The 15679-nt window shown below is 73.0% G+C and carries 13 protein-coding genes; 8 read left to right on the top strand and 5 right to left on the bottom strand.

Annotated features, from left to right (window positions below):
* Window positions 1-53: 53 nt before the first annotated feature.
* Window positions 54-884, bottom strand: coding sequence for a tyrosine-protein phosphatase (locus tag ASG96_RS10700; RefSeq protein WP_057587910.1), 831 nt, complete (start codon window positions 882-884; stop codon window positions 54-56).
* A gap of 98 nt (window positions 885-982) precedes the next feature.
* Between ASG96_RS10700 and ASG96_RS10705 the strand changes: the two genes are divergently transcribed.
* On the top strand, window positions 983-2233 hold the full coding sequence (locus ASG96_RS10705) for an MFS transporter (RefSeq protein WP_057587911.1): 1251 nt from the start codon (window positions 983-985) through the stop codon (window positions 2231-2233).
* 65 nt (window positions 2234-2298) lie between these two features.
* Window positions 2299-4200, top strand: a complete 1902-nt coding sequence (locus tag ASG96_RS10710; RefSeq protein ID WP_082591725.1) for a glycosyltransferase family 61 protein — start codon at window positions 2299-2301, stop codon at window positions 4198-4200.
* A 9-nt stretch (window positions 4201-4209) separates the two neighbouring features.
* Here ASG96_RS10710 and ASG96_RS10715 read toward each other — a convergent pair whose 3' ends face one another.
* Complete coding sequence (locus tag ASG96_RS10715; RefSeq protein WP_056758672.1) at window positions 4210-4947, bottom strand: peptidylprolyl isomerase; 738 nt, start codon at window positions 4945-4947, stop codon at window positions 4210-4212.
* Between the two features lie 62 nt (window positions 4948-5009).
* On the opposite strand from ASG96_RS10715, the gene hemW reads away from it, so the two are divergent.
* The 3 genes from hemW (at window position 5010) to ASG96_RS10730 (ending at window position 9644) form a co-directional block, all read left to right on the top strand.
* Window positions 5010-6245, top strand: coding sequence for a radical SAM family heme chaperone HemW (gene hemW, locus ASG96_RS10720; RefSeq protein WP_057587914.1), 1236 nt, complete (start codon window positions 5010-5012; stop codon window positions 6243-6245).
* Between the two features lie 24 nt (window positions 6246-6269).
* On the top strand, window positions 6270-7757 hold the full coding sequence (locus ASG96_RS10725; protein WP_057587915.1) for an aldehyde dehydrogenase family protein: 1488 nt from the start codon (window positions 6270-6272) through the stop codon (window positions 7755-7757).
* A 276-nt stretch (window positions 7758-8033) separates the two neighbouring features.
* A complete protein-coding gene (locus ASG96_RS10730; protein ID WP_162262033.1) occupies window positions 8034-9644 on the top strand; it encodes a CHAP domain-containing protein in 1611 nt (536 codons plus the stop codon).
* Window positions 9645-9667: 23 nt separating this feature from the next.
* On the opposite strand, the gene ASG96_RS10735 is transcribed toward ASG96_RS10730, so the two are convergent.
* Window positions 9668-10552: a DUF3097 domain-containing protein gene (locus ASG96_RS10735; RefSeq protein WP_057587917.1), complete on the bottom strand. Its 885-nt coding sequence runs from the start codon at window positions 10550-10552 to the stop codon at window positions 9668-9670.
* A 167-nt stretch (window positions 10553-10719) separates the two neighbouring features.
* On the opposite strand from ASG96_RS10735, the gene hrcA reads away from it, so the two are divergent.
* From hrcA to ASG96_RS10750, 3 genes are all read left to right on the top strand, one after another.
* Window positions 10720-11763, top strand: a complete 1044-nt coding sequence (gene hrcA, locus ASG96_RS10740) for a heat-inducible transcriptional repressor HrcA (protein ID WP_057587918.1) — start codon at window positions 10720-10722, stop codon at window positions 11761-11763.
* Between the two features lie 81 nt (window positions 11764-11844).
* Window positions 11845-12978, top strand: coding sequence for a molecular chaperone DnaJ (dnaJ, locus tag ASG96_RS10745; protein ID WP_056758655.1), 1134 nt, complete (start codon window positions 11845-11847; stop codon window positions 12976-12978).
* Window positions 12979-12996: 18 nt separating this feature from the next.
* Complete coding sequence (locus tag ASG96_RS10750; RefSeq protein ID WP_057587919.1) at window positions 12997-13740, top strand: 16S rRNA (uracil(1498)-N(3))-methyltransferase; 744 nt, start codon at window positions 12997-12999, stop codon at window positions 13738-13740.
* 97 nt (window positions 13741-13837) lie between these two features.
* Here the strand turns inward: ASG96_RS10750 and ASG96_RS10755 are convergent, their stop codons facing one another.
* Together ASG96_RS10755 and ASG96_RS10760 are read right to left on the bottom strand one after the other, a co-directional pair.
* Window positions 13838-15013 (bottom strand): Gmad2 immunoglobulin-like domain-containing protein, encoded by a 1176-nt coding sequence (locus tag ASG96_RS10755; RefSeq protein WP_057587920.1) that lies wholly within the window; start codon window positions 15011-15013, stop codon window positions 13838-13840.
* The gene (locus ASG96_RS10760) at window positions 15010-15663 is read right to left on the bottom strand and encodes an RNA polymerase sigma factor (protein WP_235509137.1); all 654 of its coding nucleotides are present in this window, start codon (window positions 15661-15663) and stop codon (window positions 15010-15012) included. Before ASG96_RS10760 ends, ASG96_RS10755 begins: the two co-directional genes overlap by 4 nt.
* Between the last annotated feature and the right edge of the window lie 16 nt (window positions 15664-15679).

Consider the following 15679-nt stretch of genomic DNA (forward strand, 5'->3'; position numbering starts at 1 on the left):
CGGCCGCCCGGCCCGAGGCCGGGCGGCACCCGACGGGACGTCGACGACCGGTCTCAGGGCCCGAGGAGCTTGCGGCGCAGCCGCTCCGTGTCGGCCGCGGTCCAGCCCTGCTCGTCGAGCCACCCGAGCGGACCGCCGTAGCGCTCGTCGAGCGCAGCGAGCAGCAACCGCATCGTGTCGGTGGTCGGCGACTGCTGGGCCACCGTCTTGTCCTTCAGGTTCGCGGCGTACGCGTCCTTGGCGCGCAGCCGCTCCATGATCGCCGCGACGCGCTCGGCCGACGCCGCGTAGTCGGCGACCACGAGGTCGTCCGGCACCCCGACGACCTTGAGGGCGAGGCCCACGACCGTGCCCGTGCGGTCCTTGCCGGCGGCGCAGTGGACGATGGCCGCGCCCTCGCTCGAGGCGATGGCCTGCAGCGCCGCCACCACCGAGTCGGGGCGGCTCGCGAGGTAGCTGAGGTAGTGCTCCGACCAGAACTGGTCGTGGCTGGGGCGGTGGGCGCCGTTGCGCTCGGCGGCCTCGGCCGCTGCGGCGTCGCGGCGCTCGTCGGTCTCCCACGGCAGGGCGCGCTCGGCTGCCGGGATGCCCGACTCGGTCGTGTCCTCCCGGTAGAGCGTGTGGTGGTGATGACGTATGCCGTCCAGCGCGCGGAGGGGGCCGTTGCCCTCCTTGGCGACCTCGACGTCGGTGCGCAGGTCCACGACGTCGCTCACGCCGTAGAGGGTGACGAGGACCTCGACGGAGCCGGCCGTGAGGTCCTGGAGGTTGTCGGAACGCAGCAGCCGGCGAGGGCGGACGGTGTCGCCGCCGACGGTCACCATCCCTCCGAGGTCACGCATGTTGACGACGCCGTCGAGCTCGATCCAGTTGGGGCTGTACACCCTTGCACCATATGCGACGGCGGAAAACGAGTTGCACCGGTCTGCCCACCGTCAGATATCTTGATATCGAGAGATATGTGTGGACGAGGAGAGAGCGCATGACGTCGACGACGACCCCACCGCTGACGCACCGGGGCATCCCCGTGGACCGCGACCTGCGCATCCTCGCGCTGGGCTCGTTCGCCAACCGTTTCGGCGCCGGGGCCGTCCTCACCACGAGCGCGCTCTACTTCACGCGCCAGGTCGGCTTCAGCGCCACCGAGGTCGCCCTCGCGATGTCGGTGTCGGCCGTGGTCGGCATCGTCGTCCAGGTGCCCGCGGGTCACCTCGGCGACACCCGCGGCCCGCGCCAGGTGCTCACCGGCTTCATGGTCGGGGCGGCCGTGTTCAGTGCGCCACCGGTCCTGGCGACGACCCCGTGGATGCTGGCGCTCCTGCTCGGGGTGCTCGCGTTCTTCGAGCGCGGGGCCGGCGCGGTGAACCAGGGCGTCGTCGCCCAGCTCGCGACGGGTGGGCGGGGTGTGCTCTTCAAGGCCTACCTCAGGGCCGTGACGAACACCGCGCTCGGCCTCGGGTCGGTCTTCGGCGGCGCCGCGCTCATCATCGACGAGCGGTGGGCGTACGTCACCGTGTTCGTCATCAACGCGATCTTCACGGCGTTCGCTGCCTGGAACTCGACTCGGCTGCCGGACCTCGCGCCGCACGCGCGGGCCGCCGGCGAGCCGCGCCTCGGGGTCATCCGGGACTGGCCCTACGTCGTCATCACCATCATCACGGGGCTCTTCTCGCTGCACTTCTTCGTCATGGAGCTCGGCCTGGCCCTCTATGTCTCCGCCCACACGACGGCGCCCACCGCCATGGTCGCCGTCCTGCTCATCATCAACACGGCCGCCGTCGCACTCTTCCAGGTGCGGCTCTCGCGCCGCGCCGACTCGGTCGTGGCCGGCGCCAGGGCGCTGGTGCGCGGGGCCTGGTGGATCGCGGCCGGCTTCGCGATCGTCGCCCTCGCCGACCGGGGCGACGTGTGGCTCGCGATCGCGGCGCTCGTCGCCGGGTCCCTCGTGCACGTCGTCGGCGAGATGATCGGGTCCGGTGGACAGTGGGGGCTGCAGATGGGACTCGCTCCGCACGAGCGTCAGGGGCAGTACCAAGGCTTCGCCGGCCTCGGCTTCAGCGTGCTCGCCGTCGTCGCCCCTCCGGTCGTCACCTACCTCTGCGTCGACCTCGGCGAGACGGGCTGGTTCATCCTGGCGGCCTTCATGGTCGTCATCGCCCTCGTGTCGGTGCCGGCGGCGCGCTGGGCCCTGGACTCGCGGGCCCGGTACGGAGTCACGACGCACTCGGGCTGAGCAGCTTTGGACCGCCCCGGCAACCTACGCGATCCTGTGCGACGTCGTCCCCGTGGCGTGCTTGGATGTCCCCTGTGCCAGCCACGCGCCTGCCGGACGACGAACCGGTCGACCCTGTGGTGGAGGAGTCCGCCGTCAGCCCGGCGAGCGAGCTCGTCCGGCGCGCCGACCAGCAGCGCTGGGCCGATGTCCGTCCGCACCTCGCCGCCATGGAGGTCGTCCTCGACGCCCTGCAGGGACGCGACGACGCGGCGGTTCTCGTCGTCGGCGGACCCGATGCGGCGCCGTGGTCGACCGTCCTGCAGGCACAGTGGCCGGCGTCGCGCGTCTCGACCGTGCAGCTGCCCGACGACGCCTCGGCCACCCATGCGCGGCTCACCGTCGAGGGCCCGTTCGACCTCGTCGTCGATGCCTCCGACGAGAACGGCAACGACCAGGCCCTCCTCTTCCAGCGGGTGTTCATGCACCTGCGCGCCGGCGGCCAGTACGTCGCCCGGCGCCTCGTCCCGCACCCGCTCGGGGACGACGCCGCACCCACCCCGCGCTCGGGAGAGACCCTGGCGCAGCGGCAGGTGGCCTCGGTGACGGCATCGGCGGGCGGCACGCGCATCGCGGTCGACGACGCCCTGCCCAACGAGAACCTGCCGCCGGACGCGCCCTACGCCGGTGACCTGTGGGGTCTGGTCGCTGCGGCACAGGAGGCTCGCATCCGGGACTTCCGCGACCACCGGGCCGACGCGGCCGCCTACCGGGACGTCGAGGGGCTCGGCCGCTCGCTCGAGCAGGTCCACGTCCACAGCAAGGTGCTGCGCCTCGTCAACGGCGTGCGTGTCGCCCCGAAGCTGCGCGAGGAGGAGGTCGACACCGTCCTCGCGGGCCGGCCCGAGCTCGGGCAGCGGCTCGACGCCCTGCCGGCGGTCACGTGGACCGCGACGTGCGCCTACGACGTCAACCGGGTGGCCGACCCGTACGTCCAGTCGCGGCTGACCGTGCCCGAGATGGTGCTGCGGCGCTACGACGCACCGACCTGCTCACGCGGACAGATCGTGACCCGCGACGAGGTCCTCTTCCCCGAGACCTTCCGGCAGAACTGGATGGAGCGGATCGCCAACGTCTACGTCGTCGAGCGCGCACCCCGCTTCGGGACGGTGCGCCGCGACATCAGCACGCCTGACGAGCTGCCCGGGGCGTGGTTCCACCTCGACAGCGAGTGGCCCGGGCACTTCGGCCATCTCATGACCGAACAGCTGAGCCGCCTCTGGGCCTGGGACCGCGTCCGTGAGCTCGAGCCGGACGTCAAGGTGCTGATGACGCTGCAGCACGACCGCGAGCCGGCCGTGCTCGCCCCCTTCGAGATCGACATCCTCGGGGCGTTCGGCATCGCCCCCGACGACGTCCACGTCTTCACGGCGCCGTGCCGGCCCGAGCGCCTCTACACCTCGACGGGCATGTTCTCGCTGCCCCGCTACATCCATCCCGGGATGGCGAGCATCTGGGACCGTGTCGGCGACCACGTCGTGCAGCGCGCCGAGCGGCGCCGGCGTCCCGACCGGATCTTCGTGTCGCGGCGACCGTCTCTCAAGCGGTCGTGCCACAACGTCGACGAGGTCGAGGCGTTCTTCGCAGGGCGCGGGTTCGAGGTCGTGCACCCCGAGGACCATCCGCTCGCCGAGCAGGTGGCACTCTTCCGCGCCGCCGGGACGATCGCGGGATTCGCCGGCAGCGGCCTCTTCTCGCTGGCCTTCTGCAAGGCGCCGAAGCGCGTCTTCGCGCTCGGGCCCGATGCCTACACGGCCCGCAACGAGTACCTCATCTCCGCCCTGCGCGGCCACGACCTGACGGCCGTGCGCAGCCGTTCCGACCTCGAGCACCCCGAGGGGTCGTGGACGCAGCAGGCCTTCGCGTCGAGCTTCACCGTCGACCTCGACGACGAGGGGCGCTTCCTCGCCGAGCGCCTCGACCGCTGAGGCGCCGGGTCATCGCCCGATGATGTCGACGGAGAGCACGCTGATCGACTGGAAGGGCGGTCCGTCCGGTCGGGTGTCCTCGCCGCCGCGGCTCGCGATCCCTTCGACGACCTCCCGCCCCGACGTCACCGTCCCGATGCGCGAGTAGACGGGCGCGCCGGGCGGCACCGTGAAGTCCCGGTGGACGACGAAGAACTCGCCCGCGGTGCCGGGGAACCCGTCACCCCGGGCCATCCCCACGTCGCCGACGCGGTAGGTGCGGTCCGCGGGGACGTTCTCGAGGGGCAGGTCGTAGCCGGGGTCGGCCGTGCTGCGTCCCGTCGGGTCACCGCACTGGAGGAAGGCCGTCGGAGCCTGGCGTGAGGTCAGCCGGTGGCAGACGCTGTCGTTCCAGTAGCCGGCCCGGGCCAGCGTGACGAAGGACGCGACGCTTCGGGGCGCCCGCGCTCCATCGAGCCGGAGGGTCAGGCTGCCGCACGTCGTGCGCACGACGGCAGACCAGGACGCGCCCTGCGCGACGGACGCGTCCGGGGCGGTCGTGAAGGTCGGGTAGCCCGTCGGCGGTGCGGGTGGCGGTGAGCAGGTGGGGGCGGCGACGGGGGCCGGTGAGGACGTCGAGGCGACGGGTCTGCCGCCCTCGACGAACACGTTGACCGCGACCAGGGACACGGCGATGACGAGGCAGAGCACGGCGACGCCGAGGAGGATCCGGGCGGTCCTCCGTCGTGGCGACGGCCTCTCGGGCATGACCGCAGCGTACGACCGGGGGAGTGGACGGCACACACCTCCCGGGCTGGGACAATGGGCGTATGCCGCCCTCCGCCCTCCCCGACGGCGACCCCGCTCCCAGCACGGGTGAGCTTCCTGCCGCGGCCCTGGCCGATCTCGCGAGCACCGACCTCGGTGTCTACGTGCACGTCCCGTTCTGCACCGTGCGCTGCGGCTACTGCGACTTCAACACGTACACCCTGACCGAGCTCGGCGGCCCCGGCGCGAGCATCGGCATCGACACCTATGCCGACGCCGCGGTGCGCGAGCTCGACATCGCGCGATCCGTGCTCGGCGACGAAGCGCCGCCGGTGTCAACGGTCTTCGTCGGTGGCGGAACCCCGACGATGCTGAGGTCGGGCGACCTCGTGACGGTGCTGGACGGCATACGCGAGCGTTTCGGGCTGGCGGCCGACGCGGAGGTCACGACCGAGGCCAACCCCGACTCCGTGACGCCCGAGTCGCTGCGCGAGCTCGCCGTCGGTGGCTTCACGCGCGTCTCGGTCGGCATGCAGTCGTCGGTGCCCCACGTGCTGCGCACGCTCGAGCGCACCCACGACCCCGAGAACGTCGCCCGCGCCGTCGCGGCCACGAGAGACGCCGGCATGCAGGTGAGCGTCGACCTCATCTACGGCACGCCGGGGGAGTCGCTCGACGACTGGCGTCGCAGCCTCGAGGCCGCCGTCGCGCTCGAGCCCGACCACGTCTCGGCCTACGCACTCGTCGTCGAGGACGGCACCAAGCTCGCGGCCCAGGTGCGCCGCGGCGTCGTTCCCGCGCCGGAGGACGACGACGAGGCCGACAAGTACGAGCTCGCCGACCAGCTGCTCTCGGCTGCCGGGTTCGGCTGGTACGAGGTCAGCAACTGGGCCCGCTCGGAGCGGACCCGCTGCCGCCACAACGTCGCCTACTGGTCCGGCACCAACTGGTGGGGCGTCGGTCCGGGCGCGCACAGCCACGTCGGCGGCATCCGCTGGTGGAACGTCAAGCACCCCAGCGCGTATGCCGCTCGGCTGGGCGCGGGGGAGTCGCCCGCCCAGGCCCGCGAGACCCTCAGCGAGGACCAGCGCTACGACGAGCGTGTGCTGCTCGGCACACGCCTGGTCGCGGGACTGCCGGTCGGCGATCTGCGAGGATCAGGACGCACCGCCGTCGCAGGCCTCGTCGCCGACGGCCTGCTCGACGGCACAGCCGCCGTGCGGGACTCCCGTCTCGTGCTGACGCGGCGCGGGCGCCTGCTCGCTGACACCGTGGTGCACCGGCTCCTCGCCTCCTGAGGGGTCTGACCGAGGAAGGGCCCCATGAGCGAGACCGTGTCGACGACGAGTGCCGGTGACGAGGTGCACCAGGAGCCCGGTGCGAGCCGTGGGGTCGTGTCACAGGCGGCCGAGGTGGTCGCCACCGCCCGCCGTGCGTTCGACTACGGGGTGACCAAGCCGCGCGAGTGGCGCGTCGCCCAGCTGCGGGCGCTGCGCTCGCTGCTCGTCGACCACGAGGACGAGCTCGCCGCGGCCCTGCACGCCGACCTCGGCAAGAGCGCCACGGAGGCCTGGGTCACCGAGACGGGGTTCGTCGTCCGCGAGATCGACCACACCCTGCGCCACCTGCGCGCGTGGACCGCTCCGCGCCGGGTGAGGGTGCCGCTCTCGCTCGCCCCGGGGCGGGCCAAGGTGGTGCGGGAGCCGCTCGGCGTCGTTCTCGTCATCGCCCCGTGGAACTACCCGGTGCAGCTCTGTCTCGCACCGCTCGTCGGCGCGCTCGCCGCCGGGAACGCCGTCGTCATCAAGCCGAGCGAGGTGGCCCCGGCGACGTCACAGGTGCTCGGGCGCCTGCTGCCCGAGCACCTCGACGCGTCGGCGGTGCACGTCGTCGAGGGAGCGGTCCCGGAGACGACGGCACTGCTCGCCGAGCGGTTCGACCACATCTTCTACACGGGCAACGGGACGGTCGGTCGTGTCGTCCTCGAGGCCGCCGCGCGACACCTGACGCCGGTGACGCTCGAGCTCGGCGGCAAGTCGCCGGCCTATGTGGCCGACGACGCCGACCTCGAGGTGACGGCGCGCCGTCTCGTGTGGGGCAAGTTCACCAACGCCGGACAGACCTGTGTGGCGCCGGACTACGTCCTGGCAAGCCGGGCGACCCTGGACGCCCTCAAGCCCCTTCTCGTGCAAGCGATCCAGGAGGCCTTCGGCGACGACCCGGCGGCCTCGGCCGACTACGGGCGCATCGTCGACGGTCGCCACTTCGAGCGGCTCACCGCCCTGGTCGACCCGGCGCGCGTCGTCACCGGTGGTCGGTCCGACGCGTCCTCGCGCTACCTCGAGCCGACGGTCGTCGAGGTCGCCGACCCCGACGACCCGCGCGAGCTCGTCATGGGCGAGGAGATCTTCGGGCCGATCCTGCCCCTCGTCGCGGTCGAGGGGCTCGACGCGGCCGTCGGCGTCGTCAACCGCCGCGACAAGCCGCTCGCGCTCTACGTCTTCACGACGTCGGACGAGGTGCGTGAGCGCTTCGTGCGCGACACGTCGTCTGGTGCCCTCGGCTTCAACATCCCGCTCGCCCACCTCGCCGTCCCGGGGCTGCCCTTCGGCGGGGTCGGGGCGAGCGGCATGGGCGCGTACCACGGGGAGCGCTCGGTGGCGCTCTTCTCGCACGACAAGGCCGTGCTCTCGATGCCGACGCGACCGGACACGACGGTGTGGGTGCGTCCACCCTTCACCTCGCTCAAGGAGCAGGTCATCGCCCGCGTGGCCTTCCCGGGGCGCCGGCGGCCAGGGGGCCGGTCGTGACCTCGCCTGGACGGTGAATGACAGCCGTGTCATTAACACAGGTGTGGCTGGAGGTCACTTAGGTCTCTCGCGTGTCGCATGGGATTTCTGGGAAACCAGTGATCGCGTGGCCCGATTGTCCTAGATTGCCGAGTGCACCCTCGGCGACCACGGGAGACACCTATGCCACGCGCGCGCGACGTCTCGGCCGAGCCCCGTCCCGCCGGACCCCGTCCCGCCGGACCCCGTCCTCTGACCGCGCGGCCCTCACGGACGCGGGCGGGTGCCCTCCTCGTCGTGGTGGTCGCCCTGCTGCTCGGCGCCGTCGGGACGGTCGGCCTGGCCGGACCGGCCCGCTCCGCCGAGTGGATCGTGCTCTGCACCGGCTACGACCCGTGCCAAGCGGCCGGCTACCCGCACGGGGGCTACAAGGAGAACAACGCGACGAGCTACTGGCGCCAGTCGACCGGTCACAACTGCACGAACTACGTCGCCTACCGCCTCGTCAGGAACGGCCTGCCGAACACCAAGCCGGCGTCGCTGTCGGGCAACGCCTCCAACTGGGGTCCGTCCTTCCCGGGCCAGACGAACGACGACCCGGCCGTCGGCTCGGTCGCCTGGTGGAACACCTCCTTCTCCTCGACAGGACACGTCGCCTACGTCGAGAAGGTGGTCTCGGCCGACGAGATCCTCGTCTCGGAGGACAACTGGGGCGGCGACTTCAAGTGGCGCAAGGTCACGCGGGGCGGTGGCAGGTGGCCCAACGGCTTCATCCACCTCAAGGACCAGGGCGCCACGGTCGTCGACACCGACGTCTACCGTCCCGTCACCCCGACCCGTCTGCTCGACACCCGCACCGGCCTCGGCGCCCCGGCCGCGAAGGTCGCGGCGGGCACCTCGATCGCCCTGCAGGTGAGCGGCCGTGCCGGCATCCCGAGCGGTGGGGTCGGCACCGCGGTGCTCAACGTGACGGTCACCGCGCCGGCGGCCGCCGGCTACCTCACGAGCTACCCGTCCGGCGCGACGCGCCCCGGCTCGCGGAGCCTCACGTACACGACCGCGGGCACGGTCAGCGAGCTCGTGCCGGCGAGGCTCGGCACCGACGGCAGGGTCCGGTTCTACACCTCGGCGACCACGCACCTCGTCGCGGAGGTCGTCGGCTGGTACCCCACGACGGGGCATCTCGTCTCGGTCACCCCGACCCGTGTCCTCGACACGCGCACGGGCCTCGGCACCGCGCAGGTGCGCATCCCCGCGGGCGGCAGCGTCGACCTGCCGGTCGCCGGGGCCGGCATCGTGCCGAGCACGGGGGCGTCAGCCGTCGTCCTCTCCGTCTCCGCGGTCGCGCCCGGCGCCGGGGGCTGGCTGACGGCATACCCGACCGGGACGACCCGGCCGACGACGGCCCACGTGCGCTACGACGCCGACGCCGCCATGACGGGTGCGGTCGTGTCGCGGATCGGCACCGGCGGGAAGGTCACGATCCAGTCGACGGCCGGGACCGACCTGCTCGTCGACGTCGTGGGTTGGTTCAAGACCGGCGGTGACCACGTCGCGGTCACCCCGGCCCGGCTGCTCGACACGCGCATCGGGCTCGGCGCGCCCACGGGCCGGGTCGCGGCAGGGTCGACCGTGTCGGTGCCCATCCTCGGCCGCGCCGGGGTGCCGACCGTCGGCGTGGCCGCGGTGTCGATCACGCTGACACCCATCGCCCCGACGGCGACGACGGCCGTCACGGCCTACGCCTCGGGCACGACCCGACCGAGCCCCGCCAACGTCACCGTGGCCTCGGGCCGCACGCGGGTCAACGCCGTCGTGGTCCCCGTCGGTGTGGGCGGGTCGATCACGGTGCACACGAGCGCCGCGTCCTACCTCGTCGTCGACGTCCAGGGCTACCTCAAGAGGTGAGCCCGGGTCCTCGGGCCCGGCGCTCAGGCGCTGGGCTCGGTGACGAAGTCGATGAGCTCCTCGACGCTCGCGAGCAGCGTCGGCTCGAGGTCGGCGTAGGTGCGCACCGTCCCGAGGATGCGCTTCCACGCGTTGGCGATGTCGGCCTGGCTCGCGTGGGCCCAGCCCACCTCGGCGCAGATGCCGTGCTTCCACGACGTGCCGCGCGGGATGACCGGCCACTGCTGCCAGCCGAGCCGCTCCGGGCGCACGGACTGCCACACGTCGACGTAGGGGTGGCCGAGGATCCTCACGTGCTGGGAGAGGCCCGGCAGCGCCTGCGCCTGAGCGACGATGCGGGCCTCCTTCGTGCCGGGGACGAGGTGGTCGACGAGGACGCCGAGGCGACGGCCGGGCCCCGGCTGGAACTCGGCGATGATGCCGGCGAGGTCGTCGACGCCGTCCATCAGCTCGACGACGACCCCCTCGACGCGCAGGTCGTCGCCCCAGACCTTCTCGACGAGCTCGGCGTCGTGGCGGCCCTCGACGTAGATCCGCGAGCCGCTCGCGACGCGGGCCCGGGCACCCTCGACGGCCACGGAGCCGCTCGCGGTCCTGGAGGCGGCCCGTCTCGCCTCCGCGAGCGCGGTCCCGGCGGCAGCCTGCGGGGGAGTGAGCGTCACCGGAGCGCCGTCGACGAGGAAGCCGGGGCCCAGCGGAAACGCCTTGGTGCGGCCATGGCGGTCCTCGAGGTGGACGACGTGCATGCCGCCCGCCTTCTCCACCCGCACCACGGCGCCGACCCAGCCGGTCTCGACCTCCTCGACGACGAGGTCGGGCTCCGCCGGGGTCGGGGTGGACCGGCCGCGCCGCGGGGCACGCCAGTCGCCGGTGAGGACGTCGGATCCGTAGCGATCGTTGGGGGACACGACAAGCGAGGGTATGCCGCCGGGCGGCGACCCACGCAGCCGCCACGCGGGCAGGGGAGGTGGCGGCGCGACGGCATACGGTTGGATGAAGTCGGAGATCCGCGAGGCACGACGTAGACTTGGCACTCGTCGATCGAGAGTGCCAAGCCCGTGAAGGAGGGGACGCGATGAGCGAGGACCGTCGGCTGATGGTGCTGCGCGCGATCGTGCAGGACTACGTCCAGACCTCCGAGCCGGTGGGCAGCCGGGCTCTCGTCGAGCGCCACCACCTCGGGGTGAGTGCCGCGACCGTGCGCAACGACATGGCCCTGCTCGAGGAGGAGGGCCTCATCCACGCGCCGCACACGTCGGCGGGGCGAGTGCCCACCGACGCCGGCTACCGCGTCTTCGTCGACCGCCTCAGCGCCGTCAAGCCGCTCGGCTCGGGAGAGCGTCGTGCGATCGGCCAGTTCCTCGAAGGGGCCGTCGACCTCGACGACGTCGTCGACCGCACTGTGCGCCTCCTCGCGAGCCTGACCCGACAGGTCGCCGTCGTGCAGTACCCGTCGCTCACGCGGTCGACGGTGCGCCACATCGAGCTCGTGCCGATGGGGTCGTCGCACCTGATGATCGTGCTCATCGTCAACACCGGCCGCGTCGAGCAGCGCGTCGTCGACACGGGGCGCGTGCTCTCGGACGGCACCGGTGAGGCGCTCGTCGCCTCGATCCGCTCCCGCATCAACGAGGTGGCCACCGGCGTGCCGTTCACCGTGGCCGCGACCCGGCTGCGACGCCTCGTCGACGACGTCGACGAGGCCGACCGGGCGGCGATGGAGGCCGTCGTGTCCGCCCTCGGTGACGCCCTCGTCGAGGAGCGCGAGGAGCGCGTGGTCCTCGCCGGCCAGGCCAACCTCGCTCGCGCCGGCACCGACTTCCCGCGCACCATCGGCCCGATCCTCGAGGCCCTCGAGGAGCACGTCACCCTGCTGCGCCTCCTCGGCCAGCTCGGTGACGACCCCGACCTCGTGTCGGTGCGCATCGGCACCGAGAACCCCGTGACCGGGCTCCAGTCCACGTCCCTCGTGTCGATGGGCTACGGCTCCGGCGCCGAGCGCGTCGCGAGCCTCGGGGTGCTGGGCCCGACCCGGATGGACTACCCGACGACGATGGCGTCGGTCCGCGCCGTCGCGCGCTACGTCTCCGAGATCCTCGACGAGAACCAGGCCACCTGACCCACCTGCACCACCGCGGCCAGTCCGCCGGCGCAGCGCCGCGCCGGAACCGAAAGCACCACGTACCGAAGGAATCTCAGCTTGAACGACTACTACGCCGTCCTCGGGGTCTCGCGCGACGCGAGCCAGGAGGAGATCAAGAAGGCCTACCGTCGGCTCGCCCGCAAGCTGCACCCGGACGTGAACTCCGGCGCCGAGGCCGAGGAGGAGTTCAAGCGGGTGTCGCAGGCCTACGACGTGCTCTCCGACCCGCAGAAGCGCCAGTCCTTCGACATGGGCGCCGACCCGTTCGCGTCGGGCGGCGGTGCCGGATTCGGTGCGGGACAGGGCTTCTCGTTCAGCGACGTCATGGACGCCTTCTTCGGCGCGGGCGCCCAGGCCGGCACGCGAGGTCCGCGGGCGCGCGTGCAGCGCGGCCAGGACGCCCTCGTGCGTCTGGACATCGACCTCTCGAAGGCCGTCTTCGGCTCCGAGGAGGAGCTGACGCTCGACACCGCCGTCGGCTGCAAGCGCTGCGACGGCGACGGCGCCGAGCCCGGCACCGGTCGCCAGACCTGCCCGATCTGCAAGGGCGCCGGTGAGGTGCAGCAGATCCAGCGCAGCTTCCTCGGCCAGGTCATGACCTCGCGCCCGTGCGTCAACTGCCAGGGCTACGGCTCGACGCTCACCGACCCGTGCCACGACTGCTCGGGTGACGGCCGCGTGCGCACCCGCCGCTCGCTCAAGCTCAAGGTGCCCGCCGGTGTCGACACCGGCACCCGCATCCAGCTGACCGGCGAGGGCGAGGTCGGGCCCGGCAACGGACCCAAGGCCGACCTCTACGTCGAGATCCGCGTCGTCAACCACGAGACCTACACCCGCCGCGGCGACGACCTGCACTGCAACGTCGAGCTGCCCATGGCGGCAGCCGCTCTCGGGACGAGCTTCAAGCTCTCGACGTTCGACGGCATGCAGGACCTCGACATCAAGCCCGGCACCCAGAGCGGCGACGTGCTCACCCTGCGCGGTCTCGGCGTGACCCACCTACGGCACGGCGGGCGTGGCGACCTGCTCGTGCACGCCACGGTGCAGACGCCGACGCGCCTGACGGAGGAGCAGCGCGAGCTGCTGCACCAGTTCGCGACCCTGCGCGGCGAGGAGCGCCACGAGGGTCGGCTGACGCCGGCCAACAAGGGCCTCTTCGGCAAGCTGCGCGACGCCTTCAAGGAGAAGTGAGCCGCACGTGAGCGCCCGGTGACCCACCAGCTCTTCCTCGGCGAGCCGTCCGCGGTCGCCGAGGCCGTCGCCGGGTCTTCGCTGCTGCTCGAGGGTGACGAGGGCCGCCACGCCGCGGCCGTCGTGCGCATCCGCCCCGGCGAGCGCTACTACATCGCCGACGGTGCGGGTCGCCGCCTGCTGCTCGAGGCCACCGACGTCGACCGGGCGTGGGTGCGCGGACGGGTGCTCGACGTCGTCGACGAGCCCGAGCCCGCGCCTCGGCTCGTCCTCGTCCAGGCCCTCGCCAAGGGTGACCGCGACGAGCAGGCCGTCGAGGCCGCGACCGAGCTCGGTGTCGACGAGGTCGTGCCCTGGCAGGCCGAGCGCTCCGTCGTCGTCTGGCGCGGCGACCGGGCCGCCAAGTCGCTCGCCAAGTGGGCTGCGGTCGTGGCCCGGGCGACCAAGCAGTCACGCCGGTCGCGTCTGCCGCTGACGTCCGCCGCGGTCGGGCTCGCCCCGCTCGTGGCTCGAGTCGCGGAGTCGGCCCTGACGCTCGTGCTCCACGAGGACGCGACCGAGCTGCTCGCGTCCGTCGACCTGCCCGCGTCCGGTGACGTGCTCGTGGTCGTCGGTCCCGAGGGCGGCATCACCGACCGCGAGATCGAGGCGCTGACGGCTGCCGGGGCGCGTCCGGTCCGGCTCGGGTCGACGATCCTGCGCGCGTCGTCCGCCGGTCCCGCTGCCCTCGCGGTCCTCAGCGCGCGCGCTCGCTGGACCTGACGGCATACCCCGACCGGCCGAGGCCCTTCCCTGGTTCGAGGTGATCTCGACACGGGGGTGGGTGCCGCGATCACCTCGAACGGGTGGGAGCGGCGGGTCAGCGGGCCGTGACGGGGACGAGCTGCTCGGCGACGGTCGAGCCGTCCTTGGCGCTGCTCGCGAAGACGCGGACGACGTAGGCGCCGGGCTCGAGCGACGACGTCGTCGTGAACCGGTAGGCACCGCGCGCCGGGGCGCCTGCCGAGGCCGTGGTGAAGCCGTGGTCGACACGCCTACCGTCGCGGAGCAGCTCCCACTCGACGTTGGCCTCGAACGTGCTCGCGACGCCCTTGACCGTGAGCGGGGACCCGGCCCGGACGGACGAGCCGCGTGCCGGCTCGTCCACCCAGACGGGTGCGACCTGGTCGAGCACCGCCATCGGGGAGGTGGGCCTGGTGAAGGACGACGAGACCGGGTGGCCCGGCGAGACCTCGGTCCCTCCGTCGGCGAGCTCGAAGCGGACCGGCAGCGCCGTGCCTGCCGCGGCCTGCGCGGTCCAGCCGAGCTGCTCCGCCGCGAGGGCGTCGGTGCTTGTCGTGCCGGACGACAGCCGGACGGTGATGGCGTCGGGGCCGACGGCCACCGACTCCACGGTCACCCCGGACCAGGCCGACGAGTAGGCGGAGCCCGCGGGCGGAGCGCCGGTCGCGAGCCGGAGAGCGGCCAGCGCCTTGCCCTCAGCCGTCGTCGGTGCCGGGACGCGGGCGGCGACGAACTCACGGAAGAGGCGCAGCTGGTCACCCCCGGCCACGACGGGGCCGAGGTAGTAGACGGGCACCGTCGCCGGGGCCGTGGCCGGAGGCGGAACGGCGGTGGTCGCCGGGGTGCTCGGTCCCTGGGCGGTCTTCGTCGGGACACTCGACGGAGCCCCGGACGGGGCGCCTGAGGAGGCGCTGGGGGTGGACGTCGCCACGGCGGTGGGCGTGCCCGCGACGGGAGGTGTCGGGCTCGCCGGGCGGTTCACCGCCCACACGGTGCCGGCGACGAGGACGGCTGCGGCGGCCGCGGCCGCCGGGACGAGCCAGCGGTGGTGCCTGGTCCCGGGGCCCTGGCGCACGGTGTCCGCCTCGTGCGCCTCCGCGAGGATCGCGCCGAGACGGTCGGTGGGGCTGATGGAGCGTGCCTCGGCGTCGAGGGAACGACGCAGCCGGTCCTCGACGGGGCGCAGGCCGGCGCCGATGAGGGTCGGCTCCTCGGCGGGCGTGTCGCCCGGTCGCGTCGGCTCGGTGTTCATGACAGCTCCAGGGGTTCGATGGTGCGGCGCAGGGCCGTCAGGCCGCGGTGGGCGTGGGTCTTCACGGCGCCGGGGGAGATCTCGAGGGCATGGGCGATCTGGGCCTCGGAGAGGTCGGAGTAGTAGCGCAGGACCAGCACCTCTCGCTGGCGCGAGGGCAAGGTGCGCAGGGCGTCCAGCACGGCGTCGCGGTCGGCCGAGTGGAGGACGTGGGTCTCCGCGCTGCCGTGGCTGCCGCGCCCGGGGGCGTCGGCCGCGGCGGCGTCGCGCAGGTTCTGGCGGTCGACGACGACGTTGTGGCGCTGCACCGAGCGGCACCCGTTGACGACGGCGGTCTGGAGGTAGCCGACGACCCGGCCGCCGTCCCGGATGGCCGACCAGCTGCGGTGCGTGGCGACGAAGGCGTCCTGGACGACGTCCTCTGCGGCGAGCTGGTCGCGCAGCAGCAGCCACGCGAGGCGGACGAGGCGGTGCCAGTGCGCGTGGTAGAGCTCGGCGATGGCGACGTCGGGGTCGCTCGGCAGCTCGCCGGGAGCGTCGGACGCTCTGGAAGCGTCGGACGCTCCGGACGCCGGGACGCCGGTGGGGCTCGCGGCGGGACGGTCAGCGGCCCCAGAGGCCCCGGGGTCGCTGAGCTGGCCGGCCGGCATACCCAACGTTCTCACG

The sequence above is a fragment of the Terrabacter sp. Soil810 genome (assembly GCF_001429645.1).
Lineage (GTDB): Bacteria > Actinomycetota > Actinomycetes > Actinomycetales > Dermatophilaceae > Terrabacter.